The following is a 16,885-nucleotide window of genomic DNA, read 5'->3' as shown; positions in this document are numbered from 1 at the left end:
CTGCGGCTGATGCCGAGCGGCCGCGCCACGGCTCAGGGGTCGCCCACGCGGAGGGCGGCGTCGAGGTTGCGGCGGCGGCTCATGGCGGTGTGCGCGTACGCCCCGAGCACGGCGCACAGCCCCAGCCCGGCCGCCAGCGCCACGGGCGTGAGCAGGCCAGGCGGATGATCGGCGACGGGCAGGTCACCGGCGAACGCGGACATGTCCACGCCCGGCCCGAGCGCGGCCGGCAGGGCCAGCCCCAGAGCCAGGCCCACCGGCGCCGTGACGAGGACGACGGGCAGCGACTCCAGCAGGGTCAGCCGCCGGGCCTGCCGGTCGGACAGCCCGAGCGTACGCAGGAGTGACACCGCCCTGGCCCGCCCGGCCGCCCCGACGGCCAGCGACAGGACGATCGCGACCAGCGCGTACGCCCCCAGCGCCACCGTCACCACCACCATCGTCGTGCGGACCGTCCCGGTGAGCGGGTCGGCCTGGATGGCCGCCAGCGCCGCCTCCTGCGTCTCGACGGCGCCCGACGGGACCAGCCGCGCCAGCTCGGCGGGCGAGATGTCGCCCTTGATCAGCAACGTGTCAGCCGCCGGCCAGGGCAGCACCTCCCGCGACACGAGGACGAACTGCCCGCTGGAGTAGAAGCCGGGCACCGCGTCGATCACGCCTTGGGCGGTCAACCGCACCGGCGCCAGCCACATGATCTCGAAGGCGCCCCGGCTGCCCACGGCGGGCGAGAGCAGCGCGGAGGTGTCCCCGGACAGCGCGGGCAGGCTGATGGGCGCGCCCTCGTTGACCCGCCGCCACTGCTCCAGGTCCACGGCGACGGCGTACGGCCGCTCCCCGGTGGCCCCGATCTGCACCCGGCCCGTCAGCGCGAGCGCCACCTGCTCGACCCCGGGGGCCCGGCGTACCCGCTCGATGGCGTCGGGCGGGATGTTCGCGACCGACGTCAGCTTGATCGGCGCGCCCACCTCCTGCCAGGACGCGAGCCGCTGCGTGCTGGTGATCCCGTCGTGGACCACCGCGGCGAACACCGACAGGCTCAGTGCGGGCAGCAGGATCAGCACCGGCAGCGCGCCCGTGGACCGCTCTCTGGCCGCCCTGGTCAGGCCCAGGAACGGCAGGGCCGCCCGCCCCCGCGCGGTCAGCCGGACGAGCAGCCGCAGCGGGTACGGGTAGCACCGCAGGGTGATCAGCGCGGCCGCGAGCGTCAGCGCGACCGGGATCAGCAGCAGGAACGGATCCTGCTGCGCGGTGCCGGACGGCCCCCTGGCCCTCAGCAGGTACGCCCCCGCGAGCGCGAGCACGACGACCAGCGCCTCCACTGTCACCCGCCGCGCGGACGGCCGGGCGGTGACCAGGTCGGCACGGCGCTCCCGCAGCGGCGTGCGATGCGCGAGCGTCAGGCGTGCCATGGCGAAGGCCACGGCGGTGACGAGCACGAGCGCCGGTCCGAGGTGCACGATCGGCAGCACGGGCCCGGGCAGGAGGAACGACAGGGCGTACCCGGCCAGGGCCGCGGGCCCCACCGTGAGCGCGGTCAGCCCGGCCCCGGCCGCCGCCACCTGCCACAGCGAGGCGCCGCGCGCCCGCGCCAGGGCCATCGTGCGCTCCATCCGGTCCGTCAGCAGCCGCACGCCCAGCGCGATCACGCCGAGCGCGACCGTCAGCAGGCCGCCGAGCACCAGGTACATGACGGTCCGCGCGGCGGACGACGCGACCAGGAATGCGGCGAGCAACTGGGGCAGCCCGGTGACGAGGCGGTAGCTGGTGCTGCCCGTCCCCCGGATGTCCACCTGCCGCCGGAACTCGGCGACCGCGGCTTCGACGCCCAGCACGTCCAGGGCGCTCGCGGCCCGCCCGTCGAGGGGGAGGACCCAGCGGTAGGCCAGGGTACCGGCCTTGTTGGTCAGCGCGCTCAGCCCGTCGTCCGACATCAGCGTCGTCGTGTGGAACTCCTCCGGCCCGTCCACCGGCACGACCCTGGTGACGTGCAGGACGTCGGCGTCGTGGCTCCAGGAGCGGTCGGCCGGGTTCTTGGCCCTGAAGACGCCGACGATCTTCGCGGCGGTGTGCACGCTCTCGCCGAGCATCTTGGTCTGGCCGACGCGCAGCCCCATCCGGGCCACGGCCTCCTCCACGACGCCCACCTCGATGACCGGGATGGTCGTACCCAGGTACCGCATGGTGGACGGCTTGCCGGGCGCGCGGCCCCGCACCCAGTCCACGCGCCGGCCGGCGTCGGACAGCCAGCCGAGGTTGACGAAGGCGCGGGTCCAGCTCGTCTCGTTGACGGGCGTGCGGGCGGTCTTGGCGCTGATGTGGCCGCCGGGCCCGATCAGGGGCCGCAGCGCCGCCGGGAGGAGCCGGCGCCAGCCGAGGCCGCCGCCCTCGAACTCCGCGCGTGAGTGCAGCTCACCGGGGGGCAGCGCCGGAGCCCCGGTGACGGTCAGGTCGGTCCGCACCGCGGCGGCCTCGGTCAGCGACCGGCGCAGCGCCTCGTCGAACGACGCCTGCATCGTCCTGGGCAGCCCGGCGACGAGCAGGCAGGCGACCGCCGTCAGCACGACGAGCAGCGTCAACGTGCCCGCGTGCGCCCGGACGCCCAGGGGGATTCTCACCGCTCCTCCAAGGTCTGTCCCCGCCACCCGCGCCGGGCCGGCCCGGCGACGATCGCGACCAGCACCGCCGTCACCAGGGCCAGCGTCGCGGCGACGGCCGCCCACGGAATGTGGAACAGCACGCCCGGCGTGACCGCCGACGCCTGCCCGGTCAGTACGACGCGCGGGACCACCAGGTTCCCGACGACCGCGGCGAGCGCGGTGCCGGCCACGAGCGACGGCCCGATGACGAACGCCTGCTCCGTGGCCAGCATCCCGAGCACCTGGCGGGAGCCGGTGCCCAGCGCCCGCAGCACGGCGAACTCGGCCCGCCGCTCCCGCGCCGCGACCACGGCGTTCATCAGGAACCCGAGCAGCGCGAACCCCAGCGCCGCGGCGAACCCCAGGGTCAGCGCCCCCTGCAGCGCGCCGGCCAGCGGATCGTCGCGCAGCTTGGCCGCCAGCTCCCGCCGGTCGACCGCGGTCACGTCCCATTGGGGGTTGCGGCGGAGGATCTCCCGCGCGGGCGCGGTGTCGGCGGCGGCGAGCCACCATTCGGTGGCGGGCCGGGACGGCTGCGCCGCGGCCAGCTCGTACGCCTGCAGCGCCTCCCAGTCGGCGAGCACGGCCTGCTGGTCCGGGGCGCTCGTGGGCATGCTCGTCACGATGCCGGCGACCTCGACCCGCACGACCCGGCCGGCGAGGCGGACGGGCCCGCTCTGCCCGACGTCCAGCTTGAGCGTGGCGGCCAGGCCGGAAGTGAGCACCACGGGCAGCGGCCCGGGCTCCCGCGACGGCCCGAAGGCGATCACGCCCCGCGGGTGAGCGACGGCCCCGGCCGCCGGCACGTCCCGGCCGTCCGCGCTCAGCCCGGTCAGCCTCAGGCCGGCCTGCTCGCCCGCCACGAGGCCGCGTACCGACAGCGGGTAGGTGATCGTGCCGGCGCGTCCGGCCAGCGGGGCCAGGTCGAGCTCGATCCGGTTGCCACCCTCCCGCAGGTCGCCGAGCGGCAGGTCGCGCCAGACGCCCAGCGCGTCGGACAGCACCAGCCGGGCCGGCACGGCGGCGCGTGACTCGACCCGCACGGTGAGGGCGCGCGGCCGTCCGGGCAGCTCCAGCCGGCGCGCCCGATCTCCGGCGAGCGCCGCGGACAGCTGCTCCACCATCCGCGCCGACAGGTCGGGGCGCAGGCGGAACAGCTCGCCGAGCCTGCCCGCGTCCAGGGCGAGAAGCAGCGCGCTCTCGCCGCCCACCGCGGTCGGCGCCCGGAAGGCGGGGGAGGCGGCGGTGACGCCGGGCAGCGTCGTGAACGCCGTGCCCCGGCCGAGCGCCCCCAGCTCGGGCCCCTCGGACGGCCCCGACAGGCGCAGGTCGGCCGCCGCCTGGTGATCGGCCTGGTCGCGTTGCGAGGCCTGCCAGGTGGAGGTGGTGGCCATGGAGACGACGCCGATCGCGATCGCCATGGTGAGCAGCAGCGCGGGGCCGGCGTACGTGAGCGGCCGCCTGCTGACCTGCCAGGCGCCCAGCGCGGGGGCGAGGGTGGGCCGGCGCGAGGTCAGCCGCTCGGTCAGCCGCGACACGCGCGGCACCAGCCGCAGCCCCAGCAGACCGCCCGCGAGCAGGGCCAGGGCCGGGCCGGAGATGATCAGCGGGTCGATGCCGAGCCCGCCCGCCGCCGTCGCGGTGACCGGCGCGCCGTAGCGCTGGAGCTGCCAGATCGCCAGCGCGGCCACCGCCAGCAGCGCCAGGTCCGCACCCGACCCTTGGATCAGCCCGCGCCGGCCGCCGCGCCCGCGCGCCGACTGCTCCTCCACGTACGTGCGCCGCGCGCCCGCCACGGCCGGCAGCGCCAGCAGCACGGCCGCGGCGAGCGCCACGCCGAACGACACAAGGAACGTGCCGAGATCGGCCGCCGGCGTCAGGCGTACCCCCGAGGCCCTGATCCAGGGCAGCAAGCCGATCAACGCGAGCAGCGGCGGCCCGAGGAACGGCGCCACGATCGCGCACGGGACCGCCACCAGCAGCGCCTCACCACCCGCCAGCGTCGCCAGCCGCGCCGTGCCCGCGCCACGCGAGCGCAGCAACGCCACCTCCATGCGGCGGTGGTCGGCCAGCAGCCGCGCGGTGAGCATCAGCGCGTACGCGGCCAGCAGCAGCAGTTGCAGCACCGGGATCAGCACCATGGAGCGAGCCACCAGGGACGCGGTGTCGAGCCGGCTGAGATGCTCGGGCAGGTCGCCGGCGATCAGGCAGTTCACGCAGCCGGCCGTCGCCAATCGCTCGCCCACCCGGCCGATGGCCTCGGCCAGCGGGCGCAGCCGCTCGGGCGTCAGCGCGCCGAGATCCGGCTCGGCCGCCCAGACGGCCCTCACGCCGGTGGCGAAGCGCGCGACGAACGTCTCCTGCGTCACCATCACAGGCCCGTACGTGGTGTACTCGCCGCGCTCCACGCCCCTGCTCAGCAGTTCCTCACCGGCCCAGCGCTCACCCACGGGGTCGTCGAGCCGGAAGACGCCGACGACGCGGACCTGGACCGCGCGCCCGTCGAGCCGCGCCTTCGTGACCAACTCCCCGCCGAGCTCGAACCCGGTTGCCGCGGCCGCCGGCTCCGAGATCGCCGCCTCGACGGCCTGCCCGCCGGTCCGCGGCCACCTGCCCGCGACCAGCCGGGCGTGCCGCTCGAGCCCGTCGTGGCTGCCGAACCGCAGCAGCTCGGGCAGCTCCTTGCCGTCCTGCCCCGGCATGACGTACGAGTCCGAGCGCAGGCTGGTGGTGACGGCCGGCGGCGCTCCGTAGGCCGCGGCGAGCTCGTCGCGCACCATCCGGTCGTACCGCGGGAAGGTCTCGGCGTCGACATGGGCGCTGATCGTGGTGGTCGTCTGGCTGTACGAGGCCGTCTCCATCGCCCTGCGCACACCGGCGCCGGCGATGGAGGAGGCGTACATCGTCAGCGCCACCAGCGTGGTCGTCGTCAGCAGGATCGAGCCGAACGCGGCCAGGAGGAGCAACGGCTCGCCGAGCGCCCGCTTGACGACCAGCGGCCCCCGCATCGTTCGTCTCCTTCCCCGATGACTAGACCTTCGGGCCCGGCAGGACTGAGGGCAAGGGTGACGACGCACCTGATACGCGCATGTGATCCGCCGAGGGCGCCGCGGCCGAGGTGTGGAGTGGTTGCAGCGGGCACCTGCGGCGCACCCGTCTACTGCGGACCGGCGTAGCCCGCGGAAGACCGGGAGCAACGCAGGGCGATCATGGCCACGTCGTCGTCGGTCTTGCGCGGCAGGAAGCTCAGCAGGTCGTCGCAGAATGTGTCCAGCGGCACCGGGCCCAACGCCGAGGCTCGCTCGCGCAGCCGCTCGAAGCCCTTGTCGAGATGCTCTCCCCGACGTTCGACCAGGCCGTCGGTGTAGAGCAGCAGCGTGCTGTCCGGGGGCAACGGCTCCCGCGCCGACATGCACGGCGTGTCGTACGGGACGCCGAGCAGCGGGTTGCAGGCGGCGTCCAGCAAGCGCGTCTGGCCGCCGGCGGTGACCAGCAGCGGCGGCGGATGCCCTGCCACCGAGTAGTTCAGCTCGTACCCGCCCTCGCACCGCTCGACCCGGGCCAGCACGCACGAGGCCGTCTCCTCCGCGTAGAGGGCCTTCATCGCGGCGTTCATCCGGGCCAGGATCTCGCCGGGCGGCTCCTGACGGTCCACGACCAAGCCCCGCAGCATGTTGCGGAGCTGGCCCATCACGACGGCGGCCCGCAGGTCGTGGCCCGCCACGTCACCGATCACCAGCACGGTGGCGCCATCGGGCAGCACGAACGAGTCGTACCAGTCGCCGCCCACCTCCGCGGCGGTCGGGCTGGCCCGGTAGCGTGCGATGATCTGCAGGCCCGGCACGCGCGGCGGCTCCACCAGCAGGCTGTACTGCAGCGCCAGCGCGATCCGGTGGGTGCGCTGAAAACGCATCGTGCTGCTCAGCCGGTCCTGCATCTCGTCGATCAACTCGCGCAGCAGAGCCAGATCGCCCTTACTGATCGGCGGCCGGTCACCGGTGGTCGAGACGGTGAGCACCGCGGCAACCGTCCCGTCCACCACGACGGGGACCACCGCGACGCAGTTGCCTTCAGTGGCCTCGATCCACGTCCGGGTGCCCGTGGGCAGGAGGTCCGCCGGAGGCTGCCCGCGAGGGAAGGTCTCGTGGAACAGCCGGCGGCGGCGGATCGCCCGCGCCATCCCGCCGCCCGGCGGGTGGCGTTCCCCGCTGAACGGCGGCCACCGCGGCAAGCCGGGACGTACGGCCGTGGCCACGCGTTCCAGCAGGAAGTCGCCGCCCCGCGACAGGTCCTCCGACAGGTCGATCACCCAGTAGAAGCCGCACCCGTCGGCCAGCTCGGGCACGACGACGTTCGCGAGCGCGTCCAGCAGGTCATCGACGTTCGTCACGTCTGTGGTCGCCGCGGCGGCGGAGTCGAGCAACATCCTGCGGCGCTGTCCCCGCCATTGCTCCTCGATGTCGGTGACTGTGCCCACCCACTCCACCATGTGACCGTCCTGCCGCACCGGGACGCCCCGCGCCTCGAAATGCCGGAAAGAACCGTCCTCAGTACGTACGCGGTAGACGCACTCCCAGCACTCGGCCTGATCGCTGACCGCTCGCCGCCATGATGCGATGGTGGCCGGGAGATCGTCGGGGTGTATGGCGTCCAGCCAGCCGTGGCCACGGCTCTCCTCCCATGACTGGCCGGTGATCCGCTCCCATGCGCGGTTCGGCTCGGTCACCCTCCCCTGATGATCGGCCACCCAGATGACGTCCGCGCTGACGCGTATGAGGCTCTGATAGCGGCGCAGGAGGCGGCGCCGCTCGTCGGCGACCTGTTGCAGCCGTCGCGCCGTGGTGACCTGCTCGGTCGCGTCCATGACGATGATGAGCAGCCCATGCTCGCCGTCGTCGAAGGAGACACGGGAGAGGCTGGAGGTGATGTACTCCTCTTCCCCGGTCCGGCGGTTCGGCGCGGCGAAGATCGGTGCCCCCGTGCGCTCCTTCGGTGCGCCTGTCCTGTAGACCTCGTCGAAGACGGCGAAGTCGGCCTCCTTGGAAGGCCCGGCGTACGCCCGCCTGATCGGCGTCCCCATGGGGAACGTACCGACCCGCGCCCGGAGCATGGCGTTGGTGTACACCAGCCGGTGCTCAGGCCCCCTGGTCACCGCGATGGCGACCGGCACGGAGTCGAACAACTCCAATGCCGGCCCGCTGATGCCCGCGTCGTGGACGTCTTCCATGGCGTCTTCCCCCGATGACACCTCTTCACCGTGGTCGTCACTGTCCCCTGCCCCTCACCCAAGGCGGGAACCCGACAATCACGCCAAACCGGCACGAACGGCGCGGTCGGGGAGAACACCGGCCAGCTCAGCGGGTCGGGGCTCGCCAAGTAACCGATCTTCCCGTCTCAGCCCATCCGCACAGGTCGATTGCCTGGAAGGCCGACACCGGCCTACCTCAGGCCACCGACGGACAACCCTCCGCGCCAGTGCCGCTGAAGCGTGAAGAAGGCGATGACGAGGGGAACGACCGACACGAGCGCGCCCATGATGATGAGGCTCCAGAGGGAGGTGCTGCCCGCGTTGTTCGCCGAGGCGATTCCCTGCCAGAGGCCGAGGCCGAGGCCGAGGCCGACGGTGACGGGGAACAGACGGTTGTCGGAAAGCATGGCGAGAGGCAGGAAGTAGTTGTTCCAGGACGCCACGGCGGACAGGAGCAGCACGGTGACCACCGCGGGCCGCATCAGCGGGAATGCGACCTGCAGGAACGTTCGCACCTCACCCGCGCCGTCGGCCCGCGCCGCGTCCAGGATCTCGTCGGGAACCGCGTCGCGCGCGTATACGTGTATCAGGAACTTGACCTTGTGCAGCGGATTTGCCGAAAGCTCTGCCAGCTCCACGGCGTACTCAAGCGGCGGCGCGGCGCGCCGCCGTACACCCGGCCCTCCGCCCGCTGCAGTCCGTGCGTGCGGCCTGAGGGCCGGTCCCGGACGGCGGCGGGGACACCGGGCCGGGCGCCGCACGCCCGCCGCACCGCATGCACCGAACGCTCCGACCGAACGCCGCATGACCAGGTCAGTCGTCTGCATCGAGCGGGCGGTGATCCTCCCATCACTGCTCAACCCGTTCGGCGTCTACCGCAAGGCCGAGGTGAGCGGCGAGATCGATCGGCGCTCGGTGGTCAGCCCCAGGCAGGCGCGTGAACTGCTCACCGCGGTGACCTACATGGGGCGGTCACGAGCGCCGACGTTGGCCTGCGTGTACTTCGGCGGTCTTCGCCCTGCAGAGGTGGCAGGACTGGGGCAGAAGGACTGTCGGCTTCCAAAGAGGGGCTGGGGGCTGCTGACACTGGAGAAGACCAGACCACAGAGCAACAGGCGGTACCGACGCGGGGCAGACCCACGACGAGCGCGGGCTGAAGCACCGGGACGCGAAGCACACGCGCACCGTGCCCATCCCGCCCGAACTGGTGGCCGTCCTCCCGGAGCACATCGCGGCGTTCGAAGTCGGCGAGGACGGCCGGCTCTTCCGTACGCGCACGGGAGGCGTGATCTCGGGCTCGGCGTATGCGAAGGTATGCGGGATTCGAACCTGCGACCGTCGGATGAGAAGTCTGCCGTGTTGCGAATCGGATGATGTCACTCTCCGATGTCCGGGCAGATAGGCGAGAGCAGGTCGCATCGATCGGTGTCGGTCGTCCGGGGCGGAGCGCGAGACGTTCAGATCTGCCGGTTTCCCCTCGCTCTTCCACGAGTGGCCGACGGCACGGCGTCTCTACGCAGCCCTGGTCGGTCTCGAAGCGCCGCCCGTGTCCCCGGCCCACTGGGTGATTTCACAGCATGTCTGCAAGTGCCCCCGTGGTCGGGTTCTCAGCTTCGTGAGTCAGCGCCATGCACCACATCGACGAAGGCGGTGAGCGACATCATGAGCACGACCTCTCGCGGCCGGCCCCGTAAACGAGTCGTGGAGACCGAGGAGTAAGTCGCGATGCTTCACCGCATGGTGGACGCACTCACCCGGCGACTGGCCGATGACCCCGTTGGACTCGTCCACATAGAGCCGTTGCTGCAGCATCCGCGACGCGATGAACACCGCCATCGCGATCAACCACGACAAGCCACGCGGCTACTCCTTCGGCGAACCGGCACAGATACTCGGCATCACGCGGGAATCCGTCTACGAACGAGCCGTCAATGGCCGCACTACTCGCCGAAATGCGCACCCGCCTCGGTGTGGTCAGCCTGCGCGAGCGCCGTAAGACGCAACTCGATCGAACGGGTGTCCCCGAGCGTGGCGCCCAGGGCATCGGCGGCCGCCTTCACGAACTCCATCCCTTGGAGCAGGCCACGCCCGCGGCCGTCGCCGACGACGTCGAAGCGGTGGCGGAGCCGCGGCAGCCGGTCGGTGAGCTGACCGCCCGGCCGCGCGGCACGTTCCACCAGCTTGTCGCGTTCGATGACGTCGAGGACGGTCAGCGCGACGGCGGCCCCGGATGCGCATGACTTCCGCCGCACGTTCACCGGCGAACTCCTGGACGCCGGGGTGGACCTGGCCATCGCGCAGGCGCTCACATTGGTCCGTCCCCCATGGCCCGACGTACGCCAAAGCGGTCAGGCCACGAGCTCGAGGCGGACCAGGGTGCTGGCGTAGTCGCCGGTGAGCTGCGGAGTGATCCCGTGGCCCATCAGCAGCGCGCCGGACAGCACCGCGCCGCGGTCGATTCGGTACCTTCCTTCGGGGGCCAGGCCCCGCAGCCGGATCGGTGCCGGGTTGCTGTCGTACTGCTGGGCCTCCTGGTAGATGAGCACGACGGACTGTTTCCGGTCCGCCGTCACGTACTGCACCGCGGACGCCGACCTGCCTGGTTCGCCCAGCCGGTGCAGGCGGCCGTGCTGGACGATGTGGCGCATCTCCTTGTACTGCGCGATGAGCCGCCTGGCCTCCTCCGCCTGCTCGCCCGTCCAGGCGTTCAGGTCGCCGCCGATGCCGAGGACCCCGGCCATCGCAACGTGGAAACGGTACGTGAGCGGCACCCGGCGCTTGTTGATGAAGGTCGGCAGGTCCGTCACCCAGCACGACATGGTTCGCGCCGGGTAGAGGTGGCTGAAGCCGTGCTGAATGTGCCGCCGGTCCAGCGCGTCGGTGTTGTCCGATGGCCAGAACTGGTCCGTCCGCGCCATGATGCCGAAGTCGACCCGGCCGCCACCGCCCGAGCACGCCTCGAACGCCACGCCGGGATGCTTGCGGCGCAAGGCGTCGATCACGCCGTAGACGGCCGTCACGTGGTCGAGCCACAGCCGCCCCTGCCGGTCCGGTTGCTCCGGCCAGCCCGTGTCGGTGAACGGCCGGTTCATGTCCCACTTGACGAACTGGATGTCGTTGGCCGACAGCAGCGCGTCCAGTTGGCCGAATACCCACGCGGCGACGTCCGGCCGGGCCAGGTTCAGCACCAGTTGGTGCCGCATGGTGTGCGGTTCGCGGCCGGCGTAGTGGTAGGTCCACTCCGGGTGGGCGCGGTAGAGGTCGGAGTCGGGATTCACCATCTCGGGCTCGATCCACAGCCCGAAGCCCATGCCCAGCGCGTGCACCTCGTCGATCAGCGGCTTCAAGCCGTCTGGGAAGCGGTCGGTGTTGACCCACCAGTCGCCGAGACCGGCCCGGTCCCCGGAACGCCGGCCGAACCATCCGTCGTCGAGGACGAAAAGCTCGCAGCCGAGGTCGGCCGCCTTACGGGCCAGTGCCCGCTGACCCGCCTCGTCGACGTCGAAGCCGGTGGCCTCCCAGGAGTTGAACAGCACCGGCCGCAGGTCGCCGGAGTTCGGCAGGACGTGGCGCAGTGCGTATTCGTGCCACGCGTGGCTCATCGCGCCGAACCCGTCGGCGGTGAACAGGCCTGAGCTGACGGGGGTCCGTAGCACCTCCCCGGGTTCGAGGCGGCGTGGGCCAAAGCCTTCGTGCCCCCAGCCGAACAGCACCTGGGCGGGTTCGTCCAGTTCACGCTGGGCGAGCATCCGCCACGAACCGCTCCAGTGCAGCGTCGCGCTGTAGACGCGGCCGCTCTCCTCCGTGGCGGTCCCGTCGTCGATCGCGAACCAGGGATTGGCGTGGTGGCCGGTGATGCCGCGACGGCTCTCCAGGACGAGGTGGCCGTCCGTGAGGTCGGTCCGGCGTACCTGCGTCTCCGCCGCCCAGCGGCCGGTGAGGTGGGTCATCCGATGTCGCGGCTGCTCGGGGGTCACCCATGCGGCGGAGTCGAGGCGGTGCACGTCGACGGTGTCCACGGTCGAGTCGTTGCGCACGGTCACCCACCGGTCGATCACGTCGCTGTCGTCGTAGACCCGGTAGTGCAGGGTCACCGTCAGCTCCTGGTGCCGCGCCTGGAACCACAGCGCCAGCTCCTGGTGGCCCGGCTCGACGGTGATCTCGTGCCTGGCGAGCCGCCACGCGACGGTGCGCACCGCACCGGGGAACTCCACCGACAGCGCGGCCCGGCCGAACTGCAGGCCGCCGTGGAGGGGGTACTCCTCGTGCCGGTTCGCCGCCGAGCGGAAGCACACCCACTCCGACGCCAGCCGTTCGGCGGTCGAGGCCGACAGATAGGCCGCGTCCTCGGCGGTGATGGGCGGGCCCCAGTAGGTGTGGACAGGGATGTCGTCCTCGCGCCCGACATACGCCGAGTACGACGTGTGGGGGGTGTCGAGCAGCAGCACTCCGGTATCGGCGTCGAACGTCACCGCGGACGGGCGGGCCCTCACTTCACCGATCCCGCGGTCAGGCCGGCCACGAACTGCTTCTGCAGGGCCACGAAGAACAGCAGCACCGGAAGTGAGGCCAGGAACGAGAACGCGTACAGGGTGCCGAAGTTCGTGGAGTACTCCCCCACCGAGCGGTACACACCGACGGTGACCGTGGTGCCGGACTCGGGGCCGAGGATCACCAGGGGGCTGAGGAAGTCGTTCCAGACCCACACCCCGAGAAAGATCATCACGCTGGCGGCGGCGGGCCGCAGCGTCGGGAACACCACCTGCCAGAACATCCGCAGCCGGCTCGCGCCGTCGATGCCGGCCGCCTCCTCGATGTCCACCGGCACGGTGCCGATGAATCCGGCGAAGACGAACACGCCGAACGGCAGGTAGTAGGCGACATTGCTGAGCACCACGCCGGGCAGGGTGTTCATCAGGCCTACGGCGTCGAGGACCTGGGTGACCGGCTGCAGGATCACCGCCGGCGGAATCATCAGGCCGGCCAGCAGCATCAGCATCGCCGGCTTGGTCCAGCGGGCCTTCGAGCGCACCAGGTAGTGCGCCAGCATCGCCGAGGACAGGGTGAGCAGGAGCACGGAAAGCACGGTGATCTGAACGCTGTTCACCAGCGACGACCAGAACAGTCCGTCCGCACGCCCGAAGACGGCTTCGAGGTTCTCCCCCGTGAGCGGTGCGGGCAGCCCGAGCGGCGAGGACTGGATCTCGTCGGCGGGCTTCAGCATGCCCGTGACGACGATGTAGATGGGAAAGAAGAACAACGCGGTCAGCGCGACGGCGAACACCGGCCGCACGACCTGGAACCGGGATATCAAACGTGTACCTCTCGACGTTGCAGCAGCCGTAGGACGACACCGGTGATCGCGACGATGACGGCGAGCATGATCGTCGCCTCGGCCGCCGCAGCGCCTATCCGGTCGCCTCGCACGCCCTTCTCGATGACGTCGAAGGCGATGGACGCGGTGGCGTTGCGCCCGGGGCCGCCGTTGGTGAGCACCAGGATGTGCTCGTACACCTTGAAGCCGCTGATCAGCAGCATGACGGTGTTGATGGTGACCGAGGCCGCGATCATCGGCCAGGTGACCGATCGGAAGCGTCGCAGCGGGCCGGCGCCGTCCATGAGCGCCGCCTCGTGCAGTTCCTTGGGGACGGAGTTGAGGCCGGCGATGTAGACCACCACGCAGAAGCCCAGCATCTGCCAGCAGAGGATGCCGCTGATCGAGTACAGCGCGAGGTCGGGATCGGACAGCCAGCGCGGGCCGCTGTCCACGCCGAGGTCAACCAGGATCGCGTTCAGCACGCCGTCGGGCCGCAGCAGGCTCTGCCAGATGACGCTGACGACGATGCCGCTCAGAATGACGGGTGTGAAGAACACCGAGCGCAGCAGCCGGTAGAGCAGGCTCTCCCGGTTCAGCAGCAGGGCGATTCCGAGCCCCAGCACGTTCGGGACGATCACGACGATCAGCGTGACGACGAAGGTGTTCTTCAGCACCAGCCAGAACTGGTCATCCTGGAACAGCCGGCTGAATTGTGCTAACCCGGCCCAGCCGGTCTGCGGCTCGAACCGGGTCCGGTCGGTGAAGCCGAGGACGATGGTCCACACGATCGGCACCAGAACCAGCACGCCGTACAGGAAGAGTCCAGGCAGGGCGAATCCGGAGAACTCACGCGCTCTGCGCAGCCAGCCACCCTGGAGAGGGTGGTGGCGGGGTGAGCCGGGCATGGGAGAAGGGACCTCTCAATGAAAGGACGAGTGAGGGCGTACGGGGTTGTCCGCCCTCACGGGTGGTCGCCTACTGAAGAGCGGCGTATTCGTCGTTGAGCTTCTTCGCCACGGTGGCGGCGTCGGAGGTGCCGTCGAGGAGCTCGACCGCGATCTGCTGGATGGGCACGGTGAACTCGGCGGGCAGGCCGTTGTCGCCCTGCTCGATCGAGAAGGCCGGGGTCACCGTGCCGTCCTTGACCGCCTTGTCGTAGACGGCCAGCGTCTCCTGGAAAAGCGGGCCCATGTCCGCCGGCGGCTTGTAGCCTGCGACCGTGTTGAACGTGCCGTCCGCCTTGGTGAAGGCGTCGGCGGTCTCCTTGTCCTTGGTCCACTCCAGCGCGAACTTCTTGGCGAGGTCGAGGTTCTCGGCCTTCGCGCTGACGCTGATGCCGCCGCCGGTCAGGTTGGGCACCACGGCCTTGCCGTCGTCGCTCGGCCAGGCGAAGACGCCGACCTCGAACGGAGGCTTGTCGTTGTCCACGGAGGTGGCGAACCACGAGCCCATCGGGTACATCGCGGCCGAGCCGGCCCGGAAGGCCTTCTCGTGGTCGGCGTAGGACCGGCTGGTGCCCTCCTTGTCGAGGTAGCCGAGCTTGGACAACTGCGCGATCTTCTCGGTCGCCTTGACGAAGGCGGGGTCGGTGAAGTTCCTCGCCCCGGACTTGATCTCCTTGTTGAAGTCCGGGTCCTGCAGGAAGACGTCGGTCGCGAGGACGCCCGCCCACGCGTACATGCTGGCGAAGGTGTCCTGGCCGCCACCGCCGACCGCGATCGGGGTGATGCCGGCGGTCTTCAGCTTGCCGCAGGCGTCGAGGAGCTCGGCCCAGGTGGTCGGCACCTTGCCGATCCCGGCCTTGGCGAAGTCGTCCTTGTTGTAATAGAGGAGCGACTGGGGCTGGGCGTTGGTGGGCAGCTGGTAGACCTTGCCGTTGATCGCGCCGGACTCCGGATAGGCGTAGTCCTTCAGCTCCTCCGGGGTGAACTCGGCGAGCTGGCCGCCTTCGGCGAATCCCTGCGGGTTGACCGCCATCATGATGTCTGGGAGCTGGCCCGAACTGGCCAGCTGCTTGGCGTAGGTGGTGCGGTCCACGTTCGGGGTGACCAGCTTCTTGATCTTGATTCCCGGGACCTTGGCGGACACTCGCGCGATCGCCGAGTCCCACAGCGAGGCGGGCAGGTTGGGGGTCTCGAACGTGAGCATCGTCATCTCGACCGTACCGTCGGACGAGGATTCCGCGCTCGTACCACCGCTGGCGCAGCCGGCGAGAGCTAGCGTCGTGAGCGTCGCAGCGGCGACCGCTCCTCTCCAACGTGCTGCCATGAGTGTCCCTTCGGTGCTGCTGTCGCCGAGCGGTGGTGTTCCAGCGTCGTTGATCGCAAAACTGTAATATGAAGGCAAGTTAGCATTATTGCCGCCGCGAGCATAAGGATCCCTGATCGGATGAGTCAAGACAGACAAGCAGCCGCCCGGCTCGGAGACTCGTCGTTGTTGCGACGGCTGAACATGGCCGCCGCCCTCGGTGCCTTCATCAAGTCTCCCTCGCTCACGCTGCGTGAGCTCAGGGCGGTCATCGGTGTATCACGGCCGACCGCGGAGGATCTCCTCGCCGAGCTCCTCGAGAACGGCCGCGTGGAGGAGACCGTGCCGCCGCGGCAGGCGAACAGCAGGGGGGCGGGGCGCCCGGCCCGCCACTTCCGCTTCCGCGCCGAGTCCGGGTACGTCAGCGGGATCGACATCGGCGCCCACAAGACGCTGGCCGTGGTGACCGACCTGCGCGGCAACCCGCTGGCGTCCCATCGGCGGGAGCTGGACCCGGACCTGGACGCGCCGCAGCGACTGCAGGCGGCGGTGGAGACCGCGCGGGAGTGCTGGCGCGACGCGGGCCTCGACCCCAGCGAGATCACCGGCGCGGCCTGCGGCGTGACCGGAACGCTGCGGGCGCCGGAGGGCGTCCTGGACGTGGCCGCCGGCCAGGCCGGATCGGGGCTGACCCCCTACTCCCTGCCCGGGTTCACCGAGGTGGACGTCGCCGCCACGCTGTCGGAGGGACTGGGGCTGCCGGTGGCGGTGGCCAACGACGTCAAGCTGGCCGCGCTGGCCGAGCACTGGAAGGGCGCGGCCCAGAACCACCGGGACATCGTCTACATGTTCGCAGGTCACCGGGCCGGCGCTGGGGTCCTCCTGGACGGTCAGGTGCACCAGGGCAGGCACGGCGCGGCCGGAGAGATCGGAGCCCTGCCCATGCTCGGCTGGGAGTCGGCGGTGGCCCGGCTGCACGCTCGCGGCGCCGAACTGGCGGCGGGCAGCGCCTCCGCGGCGGGCCGCGAGGGCGAACTGGTCATCGCCTCCGCCGCCCGGCAGGATCCCGAGAGCCTCGCGGTGCTGATCGAGTTCGCCGAGGTCCTCGCGCGCGGCGCCGCCGTCCTCGCGCTGGCGGTGGACCCGGAGATCGTCGTGCTCGGCGGAGGCATGTCGCGCGGCGGAGCGATCGTCGCCGAGCCGTTCCGGCGCGAGCTGGCCAAGCTCACCCTGTTCCCGATCGAAGTGGTCACCTCCACGATGGGCGCCGACTCGGTGGCCCTCGGAGCAGCCCGGCTGGCCCTCGACACGGTGGTGAACTCGTTGCTGGGAGTGCCCGGGATTGATCCGAGGTCTTGACCGTCGGACACCGCCGTTGGATCATCGGGATTCCGATTAGGCAGTGTTGTTGACATTATTCGCCTGATCGTTCCAACG

10 protein-coding genes are annotated in these 16,885 nt (G+C 71.2%); 1 reads left to right on the top strand and 9 read right to left on the bottom strand.

The window, feature by feature from the left end; translation table 11 throughout:
- Window positions 1-32: 32 nt before the first annotated feature.
- The 9 genes from ACIBP6_RS03985 to ACIBP6_RS03945 all read right to left on the bottom strand — a co-directional run bounded on the left by ACIBP6_RS03985 (window position 33) and on the right by ACIBP6_RS03945 (window position 15,355).
- Window positions 33-2,615, bottom strand: a complete 2,583-nt coding sequence (locus tag ACIBP6_RS03985; protein ID WP_397048496.1) for an FtsX-like permease family protein — start codon at window positions 2,613-2,615, stop codon at window positions 33-35.
- Complete coding sequence (locus ACIBP6_RS03980; RefSeq protein WP_397048494.1) at window positions 2,612-5,644, bottom strand: ABC transporter permease; 3,033 nt, start codon at window positions 5,642-5,644, stop codon at window positions 2,612-2,614. The genes ACIBP6_RS03985 and ACIBP6_RS03980 overlap by 4 nt, the downstream gene beginning before the upstream one ends.
- Window positions 5,645-5,793: 149 nt before the next feature.
- Window positions 5,794-7,863, bottom strand: a complete 2,070-nt coding sequence (locus tag ACIBP6_RS03975) for a SpoIIE family protein phosphatase (RefSeq protein WP_397048492.1) — start codon at window positions 7,861-7,863, stop codon at window positions 5,794-5,796.
- A 212-nt stretch (window positions 7,864-8,075) separates the two neighbouring features.
- Complete coding sequence (locus tag ACIBP6_RS03970) at window positions 8,076-8,522, bottom strand: ABC transporter permease subunit (protein ID WP_397048490.1); 447 nt, start codon at window positions 8,520-8,522, stop codon at window positions 8,076-8,078.
- Window positions 8,523-9,824: 1,302 nt separating this feature from the next.
- Window positions 9,825-10,142: an aminotransferase class III-fold pyridoxal phosphate-dependent enzyme gene (locus tag ACIBP6_RS03965; RefSeq protein ID WP_397048488.1), complete on the bottom strand. Its 318-nt coding sequence runs from the start codon at window positions 10,140-10,142 to the stop codon at window positions 9,825-9,827.
- A 90-nt stretch (window positions 10,143-10,232) separates the two neighbouring features.
- Window positions 10,233-12,377 carry an alpha-galactosidase gene (locus ACIBP6_RS03960; RefSeq protein ID WP_397048486.1) on the bottom strand — a complete coding sequence of 715 codons (2,145 nt, stop codon included), beginning with the start codon at window positions 12,375-12,377 and terminating at the stop codon, window positions 10,233-10,235.
- Window positions 12,374-13,198: a carbohydrate ABC transporter permease gene (locus ACIBP6_RS03955; RefSeq protein WP_397048484.1), complete on the bottom strand. Its 825-nt coding sequence runs from the start codon at window positions 13,196-13,198 to the stop codon at window positions 12,374-12,376. Before ACIBP6_RS03955 ends, ACIBP6_RS03960 begins: the two co-directional genes overlap by 4 nt.
- Window positions 13,195-14,106: a carbohydrate ABC transporter permease gene (locus ACIBP6_RS03950; RefSeq protein WP_397048482.1), complete on the bottom strand. Its 912-nt coding sequence runs from the start codon at window positions 14,104-14,106 to the stop codon at window positions 13,195-13,197. The genes ACIBP6_RS03955 and ACIBP6_RS03950 overlap by 4 nt, the downstream gene beginning before the upstream one ends.
- Before the next feature lie 70 nt (window positions 14,107-14,176).
- Window positions 14,177-15,355: an extracellular solute-binding protein gene (locus ACIBP6_RS03945; protein WP_397048480.1), complete on the bottom strand. Its 1,179-nt coding sequence runs from the start codon at window positions 15,353-15,355 to the stop codon at window positions 14,177-14,179.
- Window positions 15,356-15,589: 234 nt separating this feature from the next.
- Between ACIBP6_RS03945 and ACIBP6_RS03940 the strand changes: the two genes are divergently transcribed.
- A complete protein-coding gene (locus ACIBP6_RS03940) occupies window positions 15,590-16,807 on the top strand; it encodes an ROK family transcriptional regulator (protein WP_397048478.1) in 1,218 nt (405 codons plus the stop codon).
- The last annotated feature ends 78 nt before the right edge of the window (window positions 16,808-16,885 follow it).

The organism is Nonomuraea terrae (genome assembly GCF_044465245.1).
Lineage (GTDB): Bacteria > Actinomycetota > Actinomycetes > Streptosporangiales > Streptosporangiaceae > Nonomuraea > Nonomuraea terrae.
The sequence above is the reverse complement of the archived record's forward strand: the minus strand, read 5'-3'. Positions and strand labels throughout refer to the sequence as shown.